18 protein-coding genes and 1 riboswitch are annotated in these 18,840 nt (G+C 52.0%); of the genes, 13 read left to right on the forward strand and 5 right to left on the reverse strand.

All coding sequences use genetic code 11. The features are described from left to right. Window positions 1-55 precede the first annotated feature (55 nt). On the forward strand, window positions 56-1,210 hold the full coding sequence (locus tag HF324_RS12480) for a hypothetical protein (protein WP_168802786.1): 1,155 nt from the start codon (window positions 56-58) through the stop codon (window positions 1,208-1,210). Here HF324_RS12480 and HF324_RS12485 read toward each other — a convergent pair whose 3' ends face one another. Then, complete coding sequence (locus HF324_RS12485) at window positions 1,211-2,512, reverse strand: cobyrinic acid a,c-diamide synthase CobB (protein ID WP_168859913.1); 1,302 nt, start codon at window positions 2,510-2,512, stop codon at window positions 1,211-1,213. It abuts the gene before it with no gap. 53 nt (window positions 2,513-2,565) lie between these two features. On the opposite strand from HF324_RS12485, the gene HF324_RS12490 reads away from it, so the two are divergent. From HF324_RS12490 to HF324_RS12525, 8 genes are all read left to right on the forward strand, one after another. Further along, on the forward strand, window positions 2,566-4,047 hold the full coding sequence (locus HF324_RS12490) for a cobyric acid synthase (RefSeq protein ID WP_168859914.1): 1,482 nt from the start codon (window positions 2,566-2,568) through the stop codon (window positions 4,045-4,047). Then, a complete protein-coding gene (locus tag HF324_RS12495) occupies window positions 4,044-5,066 on the forward strand; it encodes a pyridoxal phosphate-dependent aminotransferase (protein ID WP_168802788.1) in 1,023 nt (340 codons plus the stop codon). The genes HF324_RS12490 and HF324_RS12495 overlap by 4 nt, the downstream gene beginning before the upstream one ends. Next, window positions 5,051-5,986: an adenosylcobinamide-phosphate synthase CbiB gene (cbiB, locus tag HF324_RS12500; protein WP_168859915.1), complete on the forward strand. Its 936-nt coding sequence runs from the start codon at window positions 5,051-5,053 to the stop codon at window positions 5,984-5,986. The genes HF324_RS12495 and cbiB overlap by 16 nt, the downstream gene beginning before the upstream one ends. Window positions 5,987-5,993: 7 nt before the next feature. Next, complete coding sequence (locus HF324_RS12505; RefSeq protein ID WP_168859916.1) at window positions 5,994-6,833, forward strand: NAD(P)H-binding protein; 840 nt, start codon at window positions 5,994-5,996, stop codon at window positions 6,831-6,833. 13 nt (window positions 6,834-6,846) lie between these two features. Then, the gene (locus tag HF324_RS12510) at window positions 6,847-7,491 is read left to right on the forward strand and encodes a hypothetical protein (RefSeq protein WP_168859917.1); all 645 of its coding nucleotides are present in this window, start codon (window positions 6,847-6,849) and stop codon (window positions 7,489-7,491) included. Window position 7,492: 1 nt separating this feature from the next. Beyond that, window positions 7,493-7,771: a hypothetical protein gene (locus HF324_RS12515; RefSeq protein ID WP_168802792.1), complete on the forward strand. Its 279-nt coding sequence runs from the start codon at window positions 7,493-7,495 to the stop codon at window positions 7,769-7,771. Window positions 7,772-7,897: 126 nt separating this feature from the next. Next, complete coding sequence (locus tag HF324_RS12520) at window positions 7,898-8,371, forward strand: hypothetical protein (protein ID WP_168802793.1); 474 nt, start codon at window positions 7,898-7,900, stop codon at window positions 8,369-8,371. A gap of 194 nt (window positions 8,372-8,565) precedes the next feature. Then, window positions 8,566-8,892, forward strand: coding sequence for a hypothetical protein (locus HF324_RS12525; RefSeq protein WP_168802794.1), 327 nt, complete (start codon window positions 8,566-8,568; stop codon window positions 8,890-8,892). 9 nt (window positions 8,893-8,901) lie between these two features. Here the strand turns inward: HF324_RS12525 and HF324_RS12530 are convergent, their stop codons facing one another. Beyond that, the gene (locus HF324_RS12530) at window positions 8,902-9,588 is read right to left on the reverse strand and encodes a uracil-DNA glycosylase family protein (protein WP_168802795.1); all 687 of its coding nucleotides are present in this window, start codon (window positions 9,586-9,588) and stop codon (window positions 8,902-8,904) included. A gap of 39 nt (window positions 9,589-9,627) precedes the next feature. Next, window positions 9,628-11,754 carry an ATP-binding protein gene (locus HF324_RS12535; RefSeq protein ID WP_168859918.1) on the reverse strand — a complete coding sequence of 709 codons (2,127 nt, stop codon included), beginning with the start codon at window positions 11,752-11,754 and terminating at the stop codon, window positions 9,628-9,630. Window positions 11,755-12,013: 259 nt separating this feature from the next. Here HF324_RS12535 and HF324_RS12540 point away from each other — a divergent pair, with 259 nt between their 5' ends. The 3 genes from HF324_RS12540 (at window position 12,014) to HF324_RS12550 (ending at window position 15,761) form a co-directional block, all read left to right on the forward strand. Further along, complete coding sequence (locus tag HF324_RS12540) at window positions 12,014-13,237, forward strand: YdcF family protein (protein ID WP_168859919.1); 1,224 nt, start codon at window positions 12,014-12,016, stop codon at window positions 13,235-13,237. A gap of 61 nt (window positions 13,238-13,298) precedes the next feature. Beyond that, window positions 13,299-14,219, forward strand: coding sequence for an NAD-dependent epimerase/dehydratase family protein (locus HF324_RS12545; protein ID WP_168802798.1), 921 nt, complete (start codon window positions 13,299-13,301; stop codon window positions 14,217-14,219). A 71-nt stretch (window positions 14,220-14,290) separates the two neighbouring features. After that, window positions 14,291-14,401: riboswitch (SAM riboswitch) on the forward strand. A 181-nt stretch (window positions 14,402-14,582) separates the two neighbouring features. After that, window positions 14,583-15,761 carry a trans-sulfuration enzyme family protein gene (locus HF324_RS12550; protein ID WP_168802799.1) on the forward strand — a complete coding sequence of 393 codons (1,179 nt, stop codon included), beginning with the start codon at window positions 14,583-14,585 and terminating at the stop codon, window positions 15,759-15,761. Here the strand turns inward: HF324_RS12550 and HF324_RS12555 are convergent. Further along, the gene (locus tag HF324_RS12555) at window positions 15,712-16,923 is read right to left on the reverse strand and encodes a dicarboxylate/amino acid:cation symporter (RefSeq protein ID WP_168802800.1); all 1,212 of its coding nucleotides are present in this window, start codon (window positions 16,921-16,923) and stop codon (window positions 15,712-15,714) included. The two genes, HF324_RS12550 and HF324_RS12555, sit on opposite strands and share 50 nt — an antisense overlap. 147 nt (window positions 16,924-17,070) lie before the next feature. Between HF324_RS12555 and HF324_RS12560 the strand changes: the two genes are divergently transcribed. After that, window positions 17,071-17,400: a NirD/YgiW/YdeI family stress tolerance protein gene (locus HF324_RS12560; RefSeq protein WP_168859920.1), complete on the forward strand. Its 330-nt coding sequence runs from the start codon at window positions 17,071-17,073 to the stop codon at window positions 17,398-17,400. Between the two features lie 11 nt (window positions 17,401-17,411). Here HF324_RS12560 and HF324_RS12565 read toward each other — a convergent pair whose 3' ends face one another. Next, window positions 17,412-18,392 (reverse strand): sulfite exporter TauE/SafE family protein, encoded by a 981-nt coding sequence (locus HF324_RS12565; protein WP_168802802.1) that lies wholly within the window; start codon window positions 18,390-18,392, stop codon window positions 17,412-17,414. Window positions 18,393-18,840: the final 448 nt, after the last annotated feature.

Consider the following 18,840-nt stretch of genomic DNA (forward strand, 5'->3'; position numbering starts at 1 on the left):
CTTATTCGTCTTTTTTGCTTATGTTTGCCGTCAGTTTTTATTGTATTAACCCTTTATGCAGCAAGTATATACCTACAGCCGCGGCTTCCGCATCTTTATTTTGTGTTTGATATCCCCGTTTGCCCTGATACCCCTGACGACGATTGGCGTAACCATCGTGGCCGGAGTCCAGTCGCGGGAAGATACCCTCTGGGGATTTATCGGTATGATACCTTGTATCGCGGTGGTGTTCTATGTTATCAGTGAAATATTGTCTGTAGTTTCTTCCGATGAAAAAGGTCTCCGTTACCGGTCTTTTCTGTTTCGCCGGGAACTGCTGTGGCAGGAGGTGAGAGGCTACCGGTTGGAAGCAGGTCGCTTGGTGCTGCTGCCTGCAGGCAGCGCTAAACGAAAATTCAAAATTGCCACCAGGCGGGTGAACTATGATAGCCTGGCACGATGGATCATGGCCCGTTATCCCGACCTGACGGAACAATCGAAGGAGGAGGAGGTATTGCCGACAGATGTTTATCTTCAGCATGAGCTGAGGATGGCCAGAAATACTGCATGGCTGTTGAACGGAACTGCTTTCGTGCTGATGTTGCTGAGTATCTTTATGGGCCGATATCTGCCGTGGTTGCCTTTGCTGCTTATGCTTTTGTTGCCGGTCACGGTAGCGGCGCTGGAATATCATAAAGGCTTGCTGATTATTCTGGATGAACGGAAAAGAACAACCCTGCCCAGTGTTGCATTGACCATTGCATTTTGTGCCATCGGTTTATTTGTATTTGGCGTACCGGTATTCAGCCTGGAGCAATGGGTTTTGCTCAAAGTTGCCTTGATCATCACCGGTGTGTTTACCTTAGTTGTTGTTTTCGCTATCCGGCACTGGAAAACGATCTTCTTGAGGAAATTATGGGCCGTCATTGGCTTTCTGGTTTTCTTTATCCCGGCATCTTATAGTTCGCTTGTTTACCTGAATACTTTCTTCGATCATAGCCCTCCGCAAGTATTTGAAACAACCGTTTACGACAAAAGAATCAGCAAACGAAGGATGACCAGCTATTTTTTGATGGTGAGGCCGTGGGGGCCGGTGAAATCCGCGGTGTCTATTGCGGTTAAAAAGAAGAAGTACGAGGCAACTGCCGTCGGTGAAGTGGTAAAAATGGAATTGCACCAGGGGGCGTTGGGAGTGCCCTGGTATACGCCGGGGGTATTGAAAAGAGAATAATCATCCGGGTAATCCCAGCACCCGTTGTAACCCTGCCACATTATCTCCCCAATAAAAATGCATATAGCCTGCCAGTAAACGCGGCGTGTGAAACACTGTTCCCGGAATGACTTCCTGCCGCGCGTTCCATACGCGTATAGCCGGATCGGTGATGTCTGGCGCCTTCACATAATGAGAATAGTGAAATTCATGCCCCTTGAAAATGACGTCTCCGATATGGACCTCGCGGTAGCCGATTGTGAGTGCCGGCTGTTGCATACTGGTGCTGACGGGCAACAGGCCCGCCATGTTCCAGGGGTGTCCGGTTTCATCGACGATATTTTCGCCGAGATACATCATGCCGCCGCATTCGGCCAGTATCCGTCCTTCGTACTGCCGTAGCTGTTGTAATAAGCCGGTGTTGGCAGCCAGTTGCGGGAGGTGCAGCTCCGGGTAGCCGCCGGGAAAGTACAGGAGGTCGGCGGGAGGCAGCGTAGTATCGGTGAGCGGACTGAAATAATGAATAACGCCCAGCTGTGATAATGCGGCGATATTTTCCCGGTAGGTAAAATTAAAAGCCTCGTCTTTTGCGATCGCGATCCGTAGCACGCCGGAGGAGCCGGCAGCCCCGGTCACCGGTGTGGCTACCGGGCGCAGCGTCTGTTGCAGTAACCGTTCTATATCGATATGCGCACTGAGATGACCGGCTGCCGCGTCGATAATAGCGTTGTAATCCGTTTCCGCGGAAATGTGTAATCCGAGATGGCGGGAGGGAATCCGGATATCCGCCCGTTCCGGCAGGTAGCCCAGTACCGGCACACCGGCATCGGCGGCGGCTTCTTCCAGTATACGATAGTGGGCAGGAGCATTCACGAAATTGAAAATGACGCCGGCCAGCGTGATGTCCGGGAAAAAGTGTTTGTAGCCGTATAACAGGGCGGCGGCAGAGTAAGCCATCGCCTGCGCATCGACCACCAGTATCACCGGAACATCCAGCAGAGCGGCGAGCGCGGCGCTGCTGCCTTCCATCTTCCGGGCGCCGTCGAACAGTCCCATCACCCCTTCGATAATGCTGACGTCTGCCTGCTGCGTGTACCGCTGGTACACCTCCGGCAGGTGCTGCGCCGTCATCATAAAGGCGTCGAGGTTGACGCTCTCCTGCCCGGCAGCCAGCGTATGATGTTTCGGGTCCAGGTAATCCGGACCGCATTTGAAAGGTTGTACCCGTCGGCCGCTGCGCTCCAACGCCCGCAGCAAAGCAAGGGTGACGGTCGTTTTACCGGCGCCGCTGTGAGGCGCGGCAATGAGGAACTGTGGTTTCATGCCCGACAAAGATAAGTTTGTGAAAGTTAATATCTTCGTTGCCACTTGATGTTATGGATACCAGGAAACAACTCCGGCCGGTGATGTTCGTCGGCACTGCTTCTGATGTGGGGAAAAGCGTGATCGCGGCAGGGTTCTGCCGTATCTTCAAACAGGATGGATACCACCCTGCGCCTTTTAAAGCACAGAATATGTCGCTCAACAGCTATGCTACGCCCGATGGCCTCGAGATAGGCCGTGCGCAGGCGGTGCAGGCTGAAGCGGCAGGCGTGCCCTGTCATACCGATATGAACCCGGTGCTGCTGAAACCGACCAATGACCAGACTTCCCAGCTGGTGCTGCATGGCAGGCCGGCAGGGAATCAAACGGCATGGGAGTATTTCATGCAGGACGACAAAAGGCAGTTGTTCGAAGAAATAAAAGCATCCTTCGACCGCCTGTCGGCACGCTACCACCCGGTAGTGATGGAAGGGGCCGGCAGTATCTCTGAACTGAACCTGCGCCAGCGCGACATCACCAATATGCGGATAGCGCTGCACGCCGGCGCGGCGGTATACCTCATCGCGGACATCGACAGAGGCGGCGTGTTCGGCAGCGTATATGGCACCCTCGCGTTACTGCCGCCGGAAGAGAAAGCGCTCGTCAAAGGCATTATCGTCAACAAATTCCGTGGCGATATCCGTCTTTTTGAAGATGGCCGCCGGCAACTGGAAGCTATTACTGGCGTGCCGGTAACAGGGGTATTGCCCTATTATCACGATATTCATATCGAAGAAGAAGATTCGGTGGCCCTGTCCCTCAAACAAAAAAGGCTCACGGAAGGACGGATCAATGTCGCCGTGGTGCTGCTCCGGCATATGTCGAATTTTACCGATTTTAATGTGCTGGAGAAAGATGAGCGGGTCAACCTGTTTTATACCGATAACCCGGCGGAGATAATGGAAGCGGATATTGTGATCATCCCCGGCAGCAAGAACACGCTGGCCGACCTGGTGGCGATCAAAAACAACGGAACAGCCCGGGCTATCACGGAAGCGCATAAACGGGGTAAAGTGGTGATCGGCATCTGCGGCGGCTATCAGATGATGGGAAGTTCCATTGCAGACCCATACGGGGTGGAAGGGGAGCCGGGCAGTATGCCGGGCCTGGGAATACTCCCGGTGTCGACGGTCCTTACCCGCGAAAAAGTCACCCGGCAACGCCGCTTCACTTACCGGCAGCATACCGGTACCGGTGAAGGCTACGAGATACACATGGGCGTGACGGAATGCGAAACACCGTCGCCCCTCACGATACTGGACGATGGCACACCCGACGGTTACCTGTTGCACGACAAATGCTGGGGCACTTACCTGCACGGCATCCTGGACAATACCACCGTACTGGACGACCTGTTGTCGGCGTGCGGTAAGCAACTCAGCGCGGCAGCAGGTTTCGACTATAAGGCCTTCCGGTCAGCCCAATACGATAAACTGGCCGCCCATATCCGGCAACACCTGGACATGGACGCGGTCTACAACGCTATTCGCTTATGATACAAGGACACGGAGATGATGCTTATCTGTTTGACCGCCCCATTGTGGCTGATTTCAGCTCCAATGTATATTATGGCGGCATGCAGGAGAAACTGGCGCAGCATGTTGCAGCCCATATCCGCGACGCCGGCCATTATCCGGACCCGGAAGGGGGCAAGCTTCAACGGCAGATTGAGCAGCGTACGGAACTGACGCCGGGGATGGTGATGGTCACCAACGGCGGCACGGAAGCCATCTACCTGGTGGCACAGGCTTTCCGCGGCGCCACTACTACGGTGGTAGTGCCCACATTCGCCGAATACACTGATGCCTGTAAACTGCACGGGCACGAGGTGAGTTATTTTTTCCGGGAGAAACTGGAGCCGGATACCCGTTTTATCACAGACCTGGTATTTCTCTGTAATCCCAACAATCCTACCGCCCAGGCGATGAACGAAGAAACATTGCTGCAGCTGGTACAGTTCAACAGCCGCAGCACTTTTATCATCGATGAAGCTTATATAGAATTTACCCGCAACGCCGACAGCCTGTTGCCGCATCTGCACCGGCTGCCCAACGTGCTGGTCCTGCGGTCGCTGACAAAGTCCTGCTGCATCCCCGGACTGCGGCTGGGTTACCTGGCAGGGCAGAAAGCATTGCTCGACAAGGTAAGGGCCTTCCGTATGCCCTGGTCGGTCAACAGCCTGGCGCTGGAAGCCGGGCATTATATCATGGACCATCCGGCGGAGTTTGAGGTGCCCGTGGATGCGTTGCTGGCGGATACTTACCAGCTGTGGGAAGGCGTGCGGAAAATGCCTGAGTTCAGGGTGTATCCTACGCATACCCACTATTTTCTGTTTGAAACGCTGACAGGGACCGCTGCGGCGCTGAAGTTGTGGCTGGTCAACAACTACGGCATCCTTATCCGGGATGCGTCCAATTTCTACGGGCTGGAACAGGGACATTGCCGGATCGCCTGCCGCAACCGGGAAGATAATACGTTATTATTAACAGCGCTCCGTAAATGGACCCTTTCGTAAGATTCGTGTTGCCGTTATGGTTAGGCTATATGCTGGACCTGCTGCTGGGAGATCCCAGAAGCTGGCCGCATCCGGTAAAATATTACGGGAGGCTGATTGCTTTCTTCACCCATCGGCTTAATCACGGAAAAGGACGGCTGTGGAAAGGAGCGCTGATGACTGCCGGCTTATGCATCGCTGTCTTTTTCTTTTTTTATGCCGCGCAACATCTGTTGGCGCCATGGCCATGGATGCAGGTACTGTTTGCATCGGGGATGGTATTTTTTGCATTGGCCAACAGGAGCCTGTTGCAGGAGGGCGGCGAAGTATTTGATACGCTGCAGCAGCAGGGCGTGGAAGCCGGGCGTAAACGTCTTTCCTGGATCGTAGGGCGTGATACCTCCGCCTTGTCGCCCGGACAAATACGCACCGCCGTAATGGAGTCGATGTCTGAAAACCTGAGCGACGGCGTCATTGCTCCGTTATTTTATTATGCATTGCTGGGAGTGCCGGGGATGATGTTGTACAAAATGATCAACACCCTCGATTCCATGATCGGCTATAAGAATGACCAGTACCTGTATTTCGGCAGGGTGGCTGCCCGGCTGGACGATGTGGCCAATTTTATCCCGGCAAGGCTGACCGCATTGCTGATGGTCATGGTGACGGGCAGCGGCCGGGCGGTATGGTATGTGCTGCGTTTTGGCCACGCGCATGCCAGTCCCAATGCAGGATATCCGGAAGCCGCACTGGCCGGTATCCTTGATTGCCGTTTCGGTGGCCCCAATACCTACCACGGCCGTGTGGTAGTGAAGCCTTACATTGGCGAACAGGCCCGTGATATTGCGCATACCGACTTCCGGAAAGTCCGGTATGTTAACCATGCAGCTACGCTGTTGATGGTATTGATGACAGGTCTGATAGCCTTTTTTATTATCTAAAGCTGATATGAAGCAACCTTTTCAGAAAATAAGCATTTTAAGCTGCGGCTGGTTGGGCAAGCCGCTGGCACTGGAGCTGCAACGCAGGGGACATGCCGTGAAGGGCGCCCGTACATCTGCCGGAGGCGTGGAAGAGTTGAAGGCAGCAGGAATTGAGGGGTATGTGGTGGTGTTAAACGAGGTACGCCCGGAAGCGCCTGATGCCTTCTGGGATGCCGATGTGCTGGTTGTCAATGTACCGCCGCGTAACAGGGAGAGGGAGGTACAGGCACATATACAGGAGGTCCGTGCGCTGCGGGAAAAGCTGGAGACCACCGCCGTTAAAAAGGTACTTTTCGTAAGTTCCACATCGGTATATGCCGATGTCAACGGGGAAGTCACAGAAACGAATTCGGTCATGCCCGATACACCTAATGGCGCTGCTTTGCGGGAGGTGGAGCAAGTGCTGCTGCAATCCCCGGTTTTCCGTACTACCATACTGCGCTTTGGTGGCCTGATCGGTTACGACCGCGTGCCCACAGCGGAAATATTACAGTCCCCGCGCCGTAACAACGATGTGCCGATGAACGTCACACACCGGGACGATGCTATCGCCATCATTTGCCGGCTCATAGAAGAAGATGTCTGGGGCGAAGTCTTTAACGCCTGCGCCACCGGTCATCCGTTCCGCTACGAGTATTACAGCGCCGCTGCCCGGGCGTTTGGCCTGCCGCTGCCGGAGAAACAACCGGTTGCCGCACTGCCCTTCAAAACGGTGAATTCCGACAAGCTGAAACAACGGCTCGGCTATACGTTTATCTACGATGATCCGTTGAGGATATTTGATGTGTGGGGAATGGGAAAATGAGTATTTTAGACAGATGAAAAAATCCCTGTACCTGCTCTGCTATTGTCTGGCGGCAAGTTGCGGTCACCCGCCGGTTCCAGTTCAGACAAAGTCTGCTGCTGACAGCGTGGCGCCTGTTTCTCCGGATAGCTTATCTTTCTCTTACAACGGATTGTGGCTTACTGCGACCGCAGGAAAAGACAGTATAACGTTAACGTACCAACTACCCACAGATACGATGCACCGTCATGTGGGGTTCCGGTATCCGTTGTACACCGGTGTGGCATTTCCTGCGGAGGGAATAGCGGTTTTGCATAAGAACGGATATACCGCTGCCCCGGCCGGTCTGATAGGGGATAGCTTGTTACTGCTGCCCCTGATCAATCATGTATCCAATGGATTATCATTATATATCATTAACCTCCGAAGCGGAAAGGTGTCCGAAAGAGACTACAGGACTGCCTTGCCACATGTCTGGCTTAATGAGGACAATCATACTTTGTTGCTTTCTGATAGCCGTCAGCTATATCATGACAGTATGAGCCTTTACCGCTCTTACCGATGTGTTGTTGTCGAAAACGAACTCGAAAAGCAGGCCGTCGGTCGGCTGCTTTTTCCACCCGGCAAGGACGCCGATATGATGATAACGAGGACGGCCGCACAAAAACTCCTGCAATAACATGGTATCATTAGTCAGAAAAATATGTTGCTCAGGCGTGATCGCCGTGTTCCCGCTGTTCGTGACGGCATTGCTGACGTTCAGCTTTCAGGACCCCATTCCCTTGCTGCATAACTGGTGGCTGGGAGCTTCGCTCCTCTGGAGCGCTTTCTTTTATGCGATGATCAGTCCCCTTTTTTACCGGAAATATCCCTTGATTTTTCGTTGTCTGATTTCGGTAGGACTCCTTTCTTTTTTATTGGGTGGTGTTGCGTTTGGGTATTATTATCTGTTGGGATAATCTTTGGAAATGCTGCTGTGTAAGGGGTTTTGATAGATTTATTATCAGCGTGATCGGATTTCTGTCATTTGATGGTTGGTGTAAAAAGATGCTTTAATTTAGCGAAACAATAATAATTTTTTGATCATGGAGTTACAGCTGATTTTAACCAAACTGGATGTCCTGGATGAAAAATTCGATCGCAGGTTTAACGCATTGGAAACGCAGATCGGCACGCTGGAGACTAACGTCAGCTCACTGGAGACTAACGTCAGTTCACTGGCAGCTCACGTCAACTCACTGGAGACTAACGTCAGTTCACTGGCAGCTCACGTCAACTCACTGGAGACTAACGTCAGTTCACTGGAAGTCCGTATGTGCTCACTGGAAGGGCATATGGGTTCACTGGAAAATCGCATGGGAACGATGGAGCTTCGCATGAATTCACTGGAAAAGAAAGTGGGTTCACTGGAAGCCAAAGTAGACATGCGCTTTAGCGTGGTAGATCTTCGTTTTGAGGCGTTGGACAGTGTCTTGTGCATCATCCGGGAAGACATCGGGAAAATCGCGGAATGGGTACCCTTCCGCACGCCGCCGCTAACACCGGTAAGGCGCGGTTAATAAGCTGCGAACATTGTCCACATTGTTACATGGAATCAATCGGGCCTGCTGCTTTTCGCAGTGGGCTTTTTTATTTTGCCGTTCGTCCCGGCCGCGTGTTTTTTTGTCAGCTAAAAACATTAAATTGTATAGCTGTTTAATGCCAACGACAGCCATTTCTCTGATTTACCTAAACTCTAAACCTAAACGTAGCCGTGAACCTGCTATTCATAGGCATTATCGCCTTGTCCCTATGGTTGCTGTACCTCCAGTACAAAAGCAATGCCCGCAAAAGAAGCCGTATGCTGACCCCGGTGCGGCCAGCCAGCATCCTGAAAATAAACAGTTATACCTCTTTCGGCATTATGGCCACCGTACAGTTCAAAGACGACGGTTGTCCGCAGCCGGGCGACCGTATCCAGCGCGAAGAGGGAAGCCTGTACAAGATTACCGGCGTTTTGCCCGAAAAAAGCACCGAAAAAGAAACCGGGCAGTTGGAGCCTGCCAAAAGAGTGTGGGACTGCCGTCTTGAAAAGCTATAATCCTGTCCATTACAGTTCGAAGGCGGTAAGATACTTATCTACATACGTCTCCTTTGTCTTACTCTTATACTGCATCACAAACCTGGGATGCTCCAGTGGGACCACCTTTTCGAAGAACTGTTCTTTTTTGTTCAGGGCTTCGAAGAAAGCGGCATTTTTGCCGGTGCCCATCACGTAGCATATGGAAGTGTCGATGTCCCAGGCAAGCTGTGTGCGGAGGTTTTCTATAATGAAAGGGGTGACGGCTTTCGTCAGTGCCGGGCTGTCGTAATAGTTGTAGTTGATCTCTTTACCGCCGGGTTGCAGTTTGGTGAAGCCGAGCGGGCATACGGCGCTGATGTAAAACTGATGATAGAACTTTTTCACGCCGCCATAGGCGTCTATCACGTCGTAAACAAATACCGATGAAGGCTCATGGCTTTTAAACCCCTGTATGTTGATGCCGCATTTTTCGGCCATCCGTTTGGTGTCGGTGAAGGGCACGCCCGTAGCGCCGGAGCCAAGGCGGCCGGGATTAATGCCCAGTATCATCCGGCGGCGGGAATGATCGTCGTAATATTTCTTATAAAACTGCTCCATGATCCCGTTGATCTCCGGGTTTTCGCGGAACGGGTTCATAATGCGGATACCGGCGGGCAGGCGTCCGCTGAATACAAGGTTTTTATTAAAATCGATGATCTGGTCTGCAAATGTCATTCGCTCAAGATATAACAGAAACCGGGAATATCCTGAAGTTTATACCAGCAGGCCGTGTGCGGCGATTTTTTCAAGGATGTCCTCTTCGCGGTATGGTTTCATGATGTAGTCATTCAGACCGCTGTTCATATAGCTGGCCACATCATCGTCCAGTATATTACCGGTGATAGCGATGATGGTGACGCCGGCCTTTTTCTTGTCCGGCAGCTGCCGTATCTGTTGTGTCAGCGCGATACCGTCCATCCCGGGAAGATCGATGTCTGTCAGGACCATATCGAAAGATTCGCGGGAATAGATGGTCAGCGCCTCTTCGGCGGAACCGGTGATGACATGTGAGATCCCAAGCCTGTCCAGCAGCAAGGCCAGCAGTTTTTGGTTCAGCACACTGTCTTCCACCACCAGCAGTTTGATCTGTGCAGGTGTGGCTGGGGTGTCAGGGGATTCGGTAGTGTTGTTCACGGGCATGGTAATTTTTATGGTACCGGGTGTTTGTACAACAGCGGGATACCTTATTTCAAAATTGAACGTAGTGCCTTTTCCGGGAGTACTCTTCACTTCAATTTTTCCGTCATGAAGATCGATAATTTTTTTGGCAATATACAGCCCGAGGCCGCTGCCTTTGGCAATACCGTTGCTGCCTTGCGTAAACGCGTCAAACAGGGTAGGGAGGACGTCTGCAGGGATACCGCTGCCGGTATCTTTGACAGACACCTGCAACAGCTCGCCGTCACGCAGGTAAGCCGTAACCGTCACTTCCCCCTTGCTGGTGTATTTAATGGCATTGGCGACCAGGTTGATCAGCACCTGCTTCAGCCGGAACGCATCTCCGTACACCATTTGTGTGGTGGGGAAGTAAATACACGGCTGCAATCGGAGCGATTTGATATTGGCCTGCACCTGCAAACTTCTGCAGACCTCTTCGATGGCGATACGGGGTGAGAATTTCTCCTGCTTCAGCGAAGGTTTGCCGCTCTCCATCTGTGTGTAATCCAGTACATTATTAACCACCGACAACAGCATCTCTGCGGAATTGCGGATAGCGGCGGAAGTCTCCCCGGGCTGCTCCCGCTCCAGCTGGCTGGTATAACCCAGCAGGGAGTGGATCGGCGTCCGTATTTCGTGGCTCATGGTAGAGGCAAATTCACTCTTCTGCCGCGCGAATTTCTCCGCCTGCTGCTTGGAACGAAGCAGGGCGAGATCATACCGGTACAACCGGATGATACCATAAATGATGATACCGGTCAATAATAACAATAAAGGAATTTCCCAATAGGTGTGCCGGTCCATGGTGTAAAGGGAGTTGCCGATGTTCTGGCTCAACAGGGACCGTTTCTTGTCCGTTTCCGCCACCATGTTTTTCCGCAGATTGGCCAGCACCTGCTGAAGGGCGTTGAATAACCTTTGATTGGCCATTACCAGCGCATATTCTTTACGGTTAAGATTGGCATGACTCTGCGCCGCCTGCCGCATGAACTGCTGGTAACTCTGTTGCATCCGCTTCAGGTCTGCCGCAGAAATCACGGTGCCCTGGCTGTCGCCGCCGGCATCCCGTTTGATGACCTTTATTTCCTGGTTGGTCTGCACCGCCGCCTTGTTGGAAATGGCGTCCTTGATGCGGCCCAGCAGTTTCTTTTTAGGTTTTACCGTGGAAGACGAGGAAGTGATAATGGTATCTATCTGTTCCCGCTGCGGCAGTTTTATCTTTTTCAGTTCCTGTATCACGACCGGCGTGGCGGTAGTATCCCATTGCTGCGACAGTTGCAGCAGGGAGTCCACATACAGCCGGGTATGGAGAAACAACTGTGTCTTCGCTTCCTTGTCTGCCAGCAGCTCCTGCACTTGTTTCTGTTTGGAGACTGTGCCGATAGCAGTATCAATATGAGAACTCACCGCCTCCAGGGAAGCTACGTACGAGTGGAGATAAGCCGGATCGTAAGTAAGGGTGTAAAAACGGAAATCATTGTCAGCTGCATATAACAATTGCACGGCCTGGTCAATATGCCCCGCGTCCGTTTTGGTGGCCACAAGGTCCCTCACACCCGCACTCAACTGGTCGGAAGCCCGCTTGCGCAGCACAATAATCATAAAGAAAGTAACCAGGATGATTACCATCAGGATGACGACTGCGAACCGGAAAAAACTTTTTCTTTCGTGGGCGTTGTACATTATTGCATGGATTGGTAGTTGGCACGAAAGAGTCAATGTCACTCTCCGGCGATGTGAAATTAACTCATTTTCCGTATCGCTGGTAAAAGCCACTTATAGTGAATATGTTGATGGGTATGTGTTTTGAATACAAATGTTATATATATTATTATTATGTATGTATTATTCGTTTTTTAAATTCTATATTCAAGTAAATGTTATTTAAAGGTAATTTGTACATTGCCCTCTATTCTGCATCAATAACACTTTCGTGGACGATATGAAGTACTATCTCTGGATCATAGCCCTGATTTGCTCCGGCATACTGACTGCTGCTGCTCAATCCCCTGCACCGGATCCCGGTTACCGCCAGCTGAATGCAAAGAACATCATCGTAAACAGGAACTTTTACCTGTTTACCCTGTTGGAACAACTGCCGGCGGTCAGTGACCTCCTGGTGAAAGACACTGTCCAGCAACGCTGGAACAATATCTTCCGCGGAAAGCTCCGGTCGTCCCGCACACCGGAAGACCTCCGGTTTGACGACGCAACGGTCGCCCGGTTCAGCACCCGCTGGACGCAATTGCTGCAGCAACACCCCCGGGAAATGGGTGTCCTCCTGCAGCACATGCGCCGCTCCGGTTTTTTCCAACTGTATGCCGCCAGCCCCGACAGCACGCTGCTGACAAAAGCCTGGCAGGATGCCGCCCGTGGCGTGAACTATATCCTCAACGCCTATACGACCAATAAAGGGTTCCGGTACCCTAAAATAGATTCAGCCGCCTTTTACGTAGAAAGCCCGGCTTATAAGGACTCGCTGACGCAGCTGTTGAGCACCCGGAAAAAAACACGTGCCCCGTTGTTTTTCCAGTCGTCGCTGGAGGTGGCGATCGGGCTGCTGCTGCTCAACAAACACGATGAGTGCGCCCGGTACATGCCCCTGGAAGAAACTAACGCCGGCGCCTATGCGAAAGTGAAGTCGGTCAACTGGGACAAATACACCTACTCTGCATTGCTCATCCCCGGCGCCGGTCCGGGTAACAACGATCCTATCAGCGACGCCGGCAAAAACCGCTGCCGTATCGGGGCGGAGATGTACCGGAAAGGGAGCGCGCCGTTTATCATCGTCTCCGGAGGACATGTGCATCCGTTCGGAACGCCTTATGCAGAAGCCGTAGAGATGAAGAAATATATGGTCGATGAACTGAAAGTACCGGCAAACGCCATCATCGTGGAACCCCATGCCCGGCATACCACCACCAATGTGCGCAATGCCGTCCGCATCGCCTGGAAAAGCGGCATGCCCCTGCAAAAACGGATGCTGTGCGTTTCAGATGCGATGCAACTCTATTATGTGAGCAGCCCGGTGTTCGGCAAACGCTGTGAAGAGGAACTGAACTACCAGCCGGCGGTTGACATACAGCAGGCCGACCTGTACTATCTCTCTTTTATGCCGGACCTGCAATCGCTGCAGGCCAATTCCATGGATCCCCTCGATCCGTGATCGTGATATACAATATGTGCTATGGTAAATCGTCTTTCTTCCTGTTCATAAAACACACAACATGTACACTATCCTCGGCGCCGGTGGCGTAATCGCTAACGAACTGGCAAAAGAACTGGTAAAAAACGGAAAACAGGTACGCCTGGTAAGCCGCTCCCCGCAAGCTGTTGCCGGTATCACCGACCTGGTGGCTGCCGATATTACGGACGCCGCCCAAACCCGCCGCGCCGTAACCGGCGCCAAAGTAGTCTTCCTCACCGCCGGCCTGAAATATGACCATAAGGTTTGGGGCGCCCTTTGGCCCCGCATCATGACCAACGTCATCGATGCCTGCAAAGCGGAAGGCGCGAAACTGATTTTCTTCGATAACGTATACCCCTACGGGTTAGTCAACGGGCCCATGAAAGAATCTGAGTCCTATCACCCCGTCAGCAAAAAAGGAAAGATCCGCGCCGCCATCGCTACCCAGCTGATGGACGAGGTAAAAGCCGGCCGCCTTACCGCTACCATCGCAAGGGCAGCGGATTTCTACGGCCCCGGCGCGGATAAGACCGGCTTCCTCAACCTGCTGATCATCGATAAATTCCGCAAAAACAGTTCCGCCATGTGGCTCGGGAAAGATAACGTCACGCACAGCTACACCTTCACCCCAGATGCAGGCAGAGGACTTTACCTGCTTTCCCAGGATGAATCCTCGTTCAACCAGGTATGGCACCTGCCCACCAGCAATCCGGCTCCGGACGGGAAAGGGTATATGGCGCTCATCGCTGCACAGATGGGCGTAAAGCCGAAGTATATGAAGCTGAACGGATTCCTGATCGGCCTTACCGGTTTGTTCGATACCACCATCCGGGAACTGGGAGAGATGCTGTATCAAAATAACTACCCCTATATCTTTGATTCATCCAAATTCGAACAACACTTTAATGTAAAACCCACTTCATACGAAGAAGGGGTGAGGCTCACCCTGGAATATCAATAGTCTACAAAATTTGTAGGAAATAAATTTGGCAGTTTGAATTTGTGTCCTATCTTTGCACCAGTTCTTTCAATCGCTTATCAAGAAAGGAGGAGGGAAATGGCCCGACGATACCTTAGCAACCTTCATCAGGGCACTGATGAAAGGTGCTGCATCCATCCCGGCGAAACCGGGAAAGATAAGTATCTACATTTAGAGATTTATTGATTTTCATATTTAGATATTTAAAATGCAGCGAAGAGTACCATTTCTTCGCTGCATTTTTTTTAAATCCCTAAATTCCAAAATACCCAAATCCCGAAATTGATTGGCGCTGCATAAGAACTTGTTTATTCATTTTTTCATCAAATTAAAAAACAAGTAAAGATGAGCACCATCACATCACTGATCCATTCTATTCCCGTAGATCCGCAAACAGGCGCTATCGCTGTTCCCATCTACCAGACATCCACTTTTGTACAGGATGCTCCCGGCGTTAACAAAGGATATGACTATGCCCGGTCCAACAACCCCACCCGCGAAACAGCAGAAAAAATCATTGCCGGCCTTGAAGGCGGAGCGGCCGCATCTGCGTTTGCCAGCGGTCTGGCAGCCATAGACGCAGTTATCAAACTGCTGAAAGCCGGAGATGAAATTGTTGCGGTAGATGATATCTATGGCGGCGCTTTCCGTCTCTTTCATAAGGTGTACGAGAAATTCGGTATTAAAGTACACTATGTGGACACCTCCGATACACAGGCGGTATTCCAGGCCATTACGCCCAATACCCGCCTGATATGGCTGGAAACGCCCACCAATCCTACGCTGAAGATCTCCGATATCGCGGCTATCAGCCGCATCGCCAAAGCGAGCAACTGTCTGCTTTGTGTGGACAATACCTTCGCATCGCCTGTATTGCAGCAGCCGCTGGCCCTCGGCGCAGATCTGGTGGTCCACAGCGCCACCAAATACCTCGGCGGGCACAGTGACCTGATTGCCGGCGTAGTAGTCTCCAAAACACCGCAACTGGGAGAGGAGATTAAGTTCTATCAGAATGCCTGTGGCGCCATCCTGTCGCCATTCGACAGCTTCCTGCTGATACGCGGCATCGAAACATTGCATCTGCGCATCCGCCAGCATGTGGCCACGGCGCAGGTGATCGCTGAATACCTGGAACAGCATCCGGCGGTGGACAGGGTGTTTTATCCCGGCCTGCCTTCACATCCTGGTCACGCACTGGCGAAACAGCAAAGCAAAGGTTTCGGCGGCATCATCTCTTTTACCCTGAAAGACGACAACGCGGAAGCCGCCACGGCTTTTGTCACCCACACCCGTTACTTTAAGCTGGCGGAGAGCCTGGGCGGTATTAAAAGCCTGCTTAGTCATCCCGCTACCATGACGCATAAATCCATTCCGGCGGAAAAAAGAAAAGCTGCCGGTGTGAGCGACAGCCTGATACGTTTATCGATAGGTCTTGAAGAAGCGAACGACCTGCTCGCCGATCTGGAGCAGGCCTTCAAACACTTACCGCAGGCCGCTTTGGCAGAAACCGGTTTACCAGCATAGCGGCCACGTTGTCTCCCGTCGCGTTCAGGATGGTGGCCAGCGGGTCTACCAGCGTGCCGATGACCATCAGCGGCGGGAGCGCTTCCGGTGGAAAACCATATACAGACATCACCAGCAGTTCACCGATGTAACCGCCATTGGGAATACCGCCTTCCACGATGCTGACAATGACGGTAATGCCCAGCGCCATGACGATGACGTTGACACTGTCGAACCCTTTGCCGAACATAGCGAAAACCACCGCCATCTTGATGATGGAACTGATGCTGGAGCCATCTTTGTGCAACGTGGCGCCTAACGGCACCACCACATTGCCTACAGACGCAGGCACGCCCATTTTGTGTACCGCTTCGAGGTTGGCCGGGATAGTAGCGATACTGCTGCCGGTGCCCACAGCGGTAAGGGTGGGAATGATGTTGTTTTTCCAGAAGATCTTTATTCCTTTGAAACCACCGGCTACAAAGGCGTAGAAGCTGAAACCGACCAGGAAATAAATAGTACCGAAACCATAATAGATACCCAGTGAATGGGCGTAGGTACCGAACAGTTGTGGTCCCACAGTGCCCACCTGGTAGGCGAAATAAGCGCCGAGCCCCAGCGGGGCCGCCTTCATGAGTAATGTCAGCAGGTCTTTCATTACCTCGTTGCCCGAATGCAGGAACCGCCGGAAAGAGGCACCCCGTTCTCCCGCCCGCATGGCGGCCATCCCGGTTAATACAGAAAAGATAATAAACGGCAGCATGTTCCTGCGGGAAAGCAATTCATAAAACTCGCTGACAGTGAGCAGGCGGGTGAGCTGGTCCCCGAAAGTTCCGGTGCTGCCGGGTTCGGCAATCGGTGCCAGCACCACTTTTTGATGAATAGGAAATACCCATACGGCAACGATAGTCAGGAAAGCGGCGATAAGCAGCGTACTCAGAAATACGAGCGACATCACGCCCAACACCCTGCCCAGCCGGTGCGATGCGTCGATATGCGCGATAGCGGAGGCAATGGCAAAAAATACCAGCGGTATGACAGCGGTAAACAAAAGGTTCAGAAAAATATCACCGACAGGTTTGATGATCTCCACACGGGGACCCAATAGCAGTCCGGCGACGGAACCGGCGATAATTCCGCCCAGCAGCCAGAATATACCACGGTAGTTTTTGAGGACTTCCATAAAAGGAAATTTATTACCCCCGAAAGCTAGTACATTTCACTCATATTATTTAAATATGAATTTCAGCAGTTTGTCACAACGCCGGCGCCTATACGTGTAACCTTTTCTCCCTTTTGATTGTTACACTATCAAACCAACATCGACCATATGAAATGTTTGTTACTGGGTTTATTATTACCGTTGTGTTTTTCGGCGCAGAAAAAATACTATACCGTAGGAGAAGTCCTGAAATATGCGCGCCAGCTGACGACAGACAGCGTAACGGTAAAGATCCGGGGATATATTACCGGCAAGGTCGGTAAGTCCACTTATCTGCTGGAAGACCGCACGGCGGAGATACGGGTGGACATCGCCGATAAGTACCTGCCGGGCAAGCCTTTCAGCGACCGGGAAGAGGTGATCGTGGAAGCGCTGGTGCAATATGAAATAAACAGGCCGGTCACCCTGACGGCTAACCGGCCTGTAACGCATGATTAGACAGATGCTGATTACAATATCTTAAATACAAAGGTGTAGATACTCTTGATGCTGGCGGCGATCACGATAAGCGATACGGCCATCATAATGGTTTTGGCAGAAATTTTATTGGACACCCTGGCTGCGATAGGCGATGCCACCGCGCTGCCGATCACCAGTCCAAGCACCGCATCCCAGTGAACATGGGAGAGGGCCGCCACAAAGGTGAGAGAGCTGAGCATGGCGATAAAAAAACGGGTAGCCTTTACCGTGCCGAGTGAAAAACGCGGATGCCTGCCGCCGGCAATCAGCGAAGACAACACGATGGACCCCCATCCGCCGCCGCCGATGGCGTCGATGAAGCCACCGCCAAAGCCCAGTAACCCGATACGCTTTATTTTCTTCCCGGTTTTCCGCGCACGCTGCGCCTGAATCGCCCTTTTGAAGATCACGGAGCCCAGGATCAGGGTGTACAGCGACACTACCGGTTTGGTATACATCGAATAATGCTCGAGGGAGGAGAGGAGGTAGGCGCCGATCACAGCACCGGTGATACCGGGAATGATCAGGATTTTAAACAGCTTTTTGTTGACATTGCCCATTTTGAAGTGCATCCATCCGGCGATGCCGTTGCTGAGGATCTCCGAAATATGCACCGCCGTGCTGGCTGAAGCAGGCGGGATGCCCATGCTGAGGGAGAAGGTGGTGGAGGTAATACCGTACGACATGCCGATCGCCCCATCGATCATGGCAAACAGGAAGCCTGCTGCCAGGAAATAATAAAAGGTGGGCGGCACATCTTCCACATGCACCCTGAACTCCGGCACCAGGTACCATACCAGGACCAGTGTGACCACCAGGAGCAGAATGCCCGTTAACCAGTAAATCCATCGCTGCTTTTTAACCGCGGCGGCAGTATCGCCGCCTGTCACCGCCCCGCCAACCAGCAAGGGCTTCAATGCCGCTTCTTCCGCAGGCACCGTGGTGACCAGTGAAGTTGTTTCTTTCTCCATTTAAAAAAAATATGCCAGCCAAATTCTTCACAAAATACATAAACTCTATGAAATTAGTAGACTATTTCGAAAATTTTTTTGCCACCGGTTCTCGTCAGTTCCCGCCAGTTCTCGCAAAGCACGCAAAGGAGCAAAGAGCGCAAAGAACAATATAAGCGAGCAGAGAAAGCAAAGGAGCGAAGACCAAAGAGACCAAAGCAAGATAGACCAAAGCAATATAGACTAAAGCAAGATAGACCAAATTTGATCTCCGCTCCTTTGCTTTCTTATTTAATCTTAAAAAATCTTTGCGCTCTTTGCTCCTTTGCGTGCTTTGCGAGAACTGGCGGGAACTCCATGCTTTGCGAGAAAAACAGACGCATAAAAATTGATTTACCTATATTTGGGGTTGCGAACCAATTACCACATTCATGCTTTTGCAGGTTTTTCTGACTTGTTTTCTAGTTTT

It is taken from the genome of Chitinophaga oryzae (genome assembly GCF_012516375.2).
GTDB classification, from domain to species: domain Bacteria; phylum Bacteroidota; class Bacteroidia; order Chitinophagales; family Chitinophagaceae; genus Chitinophaga; species Chitinophaga oryzae.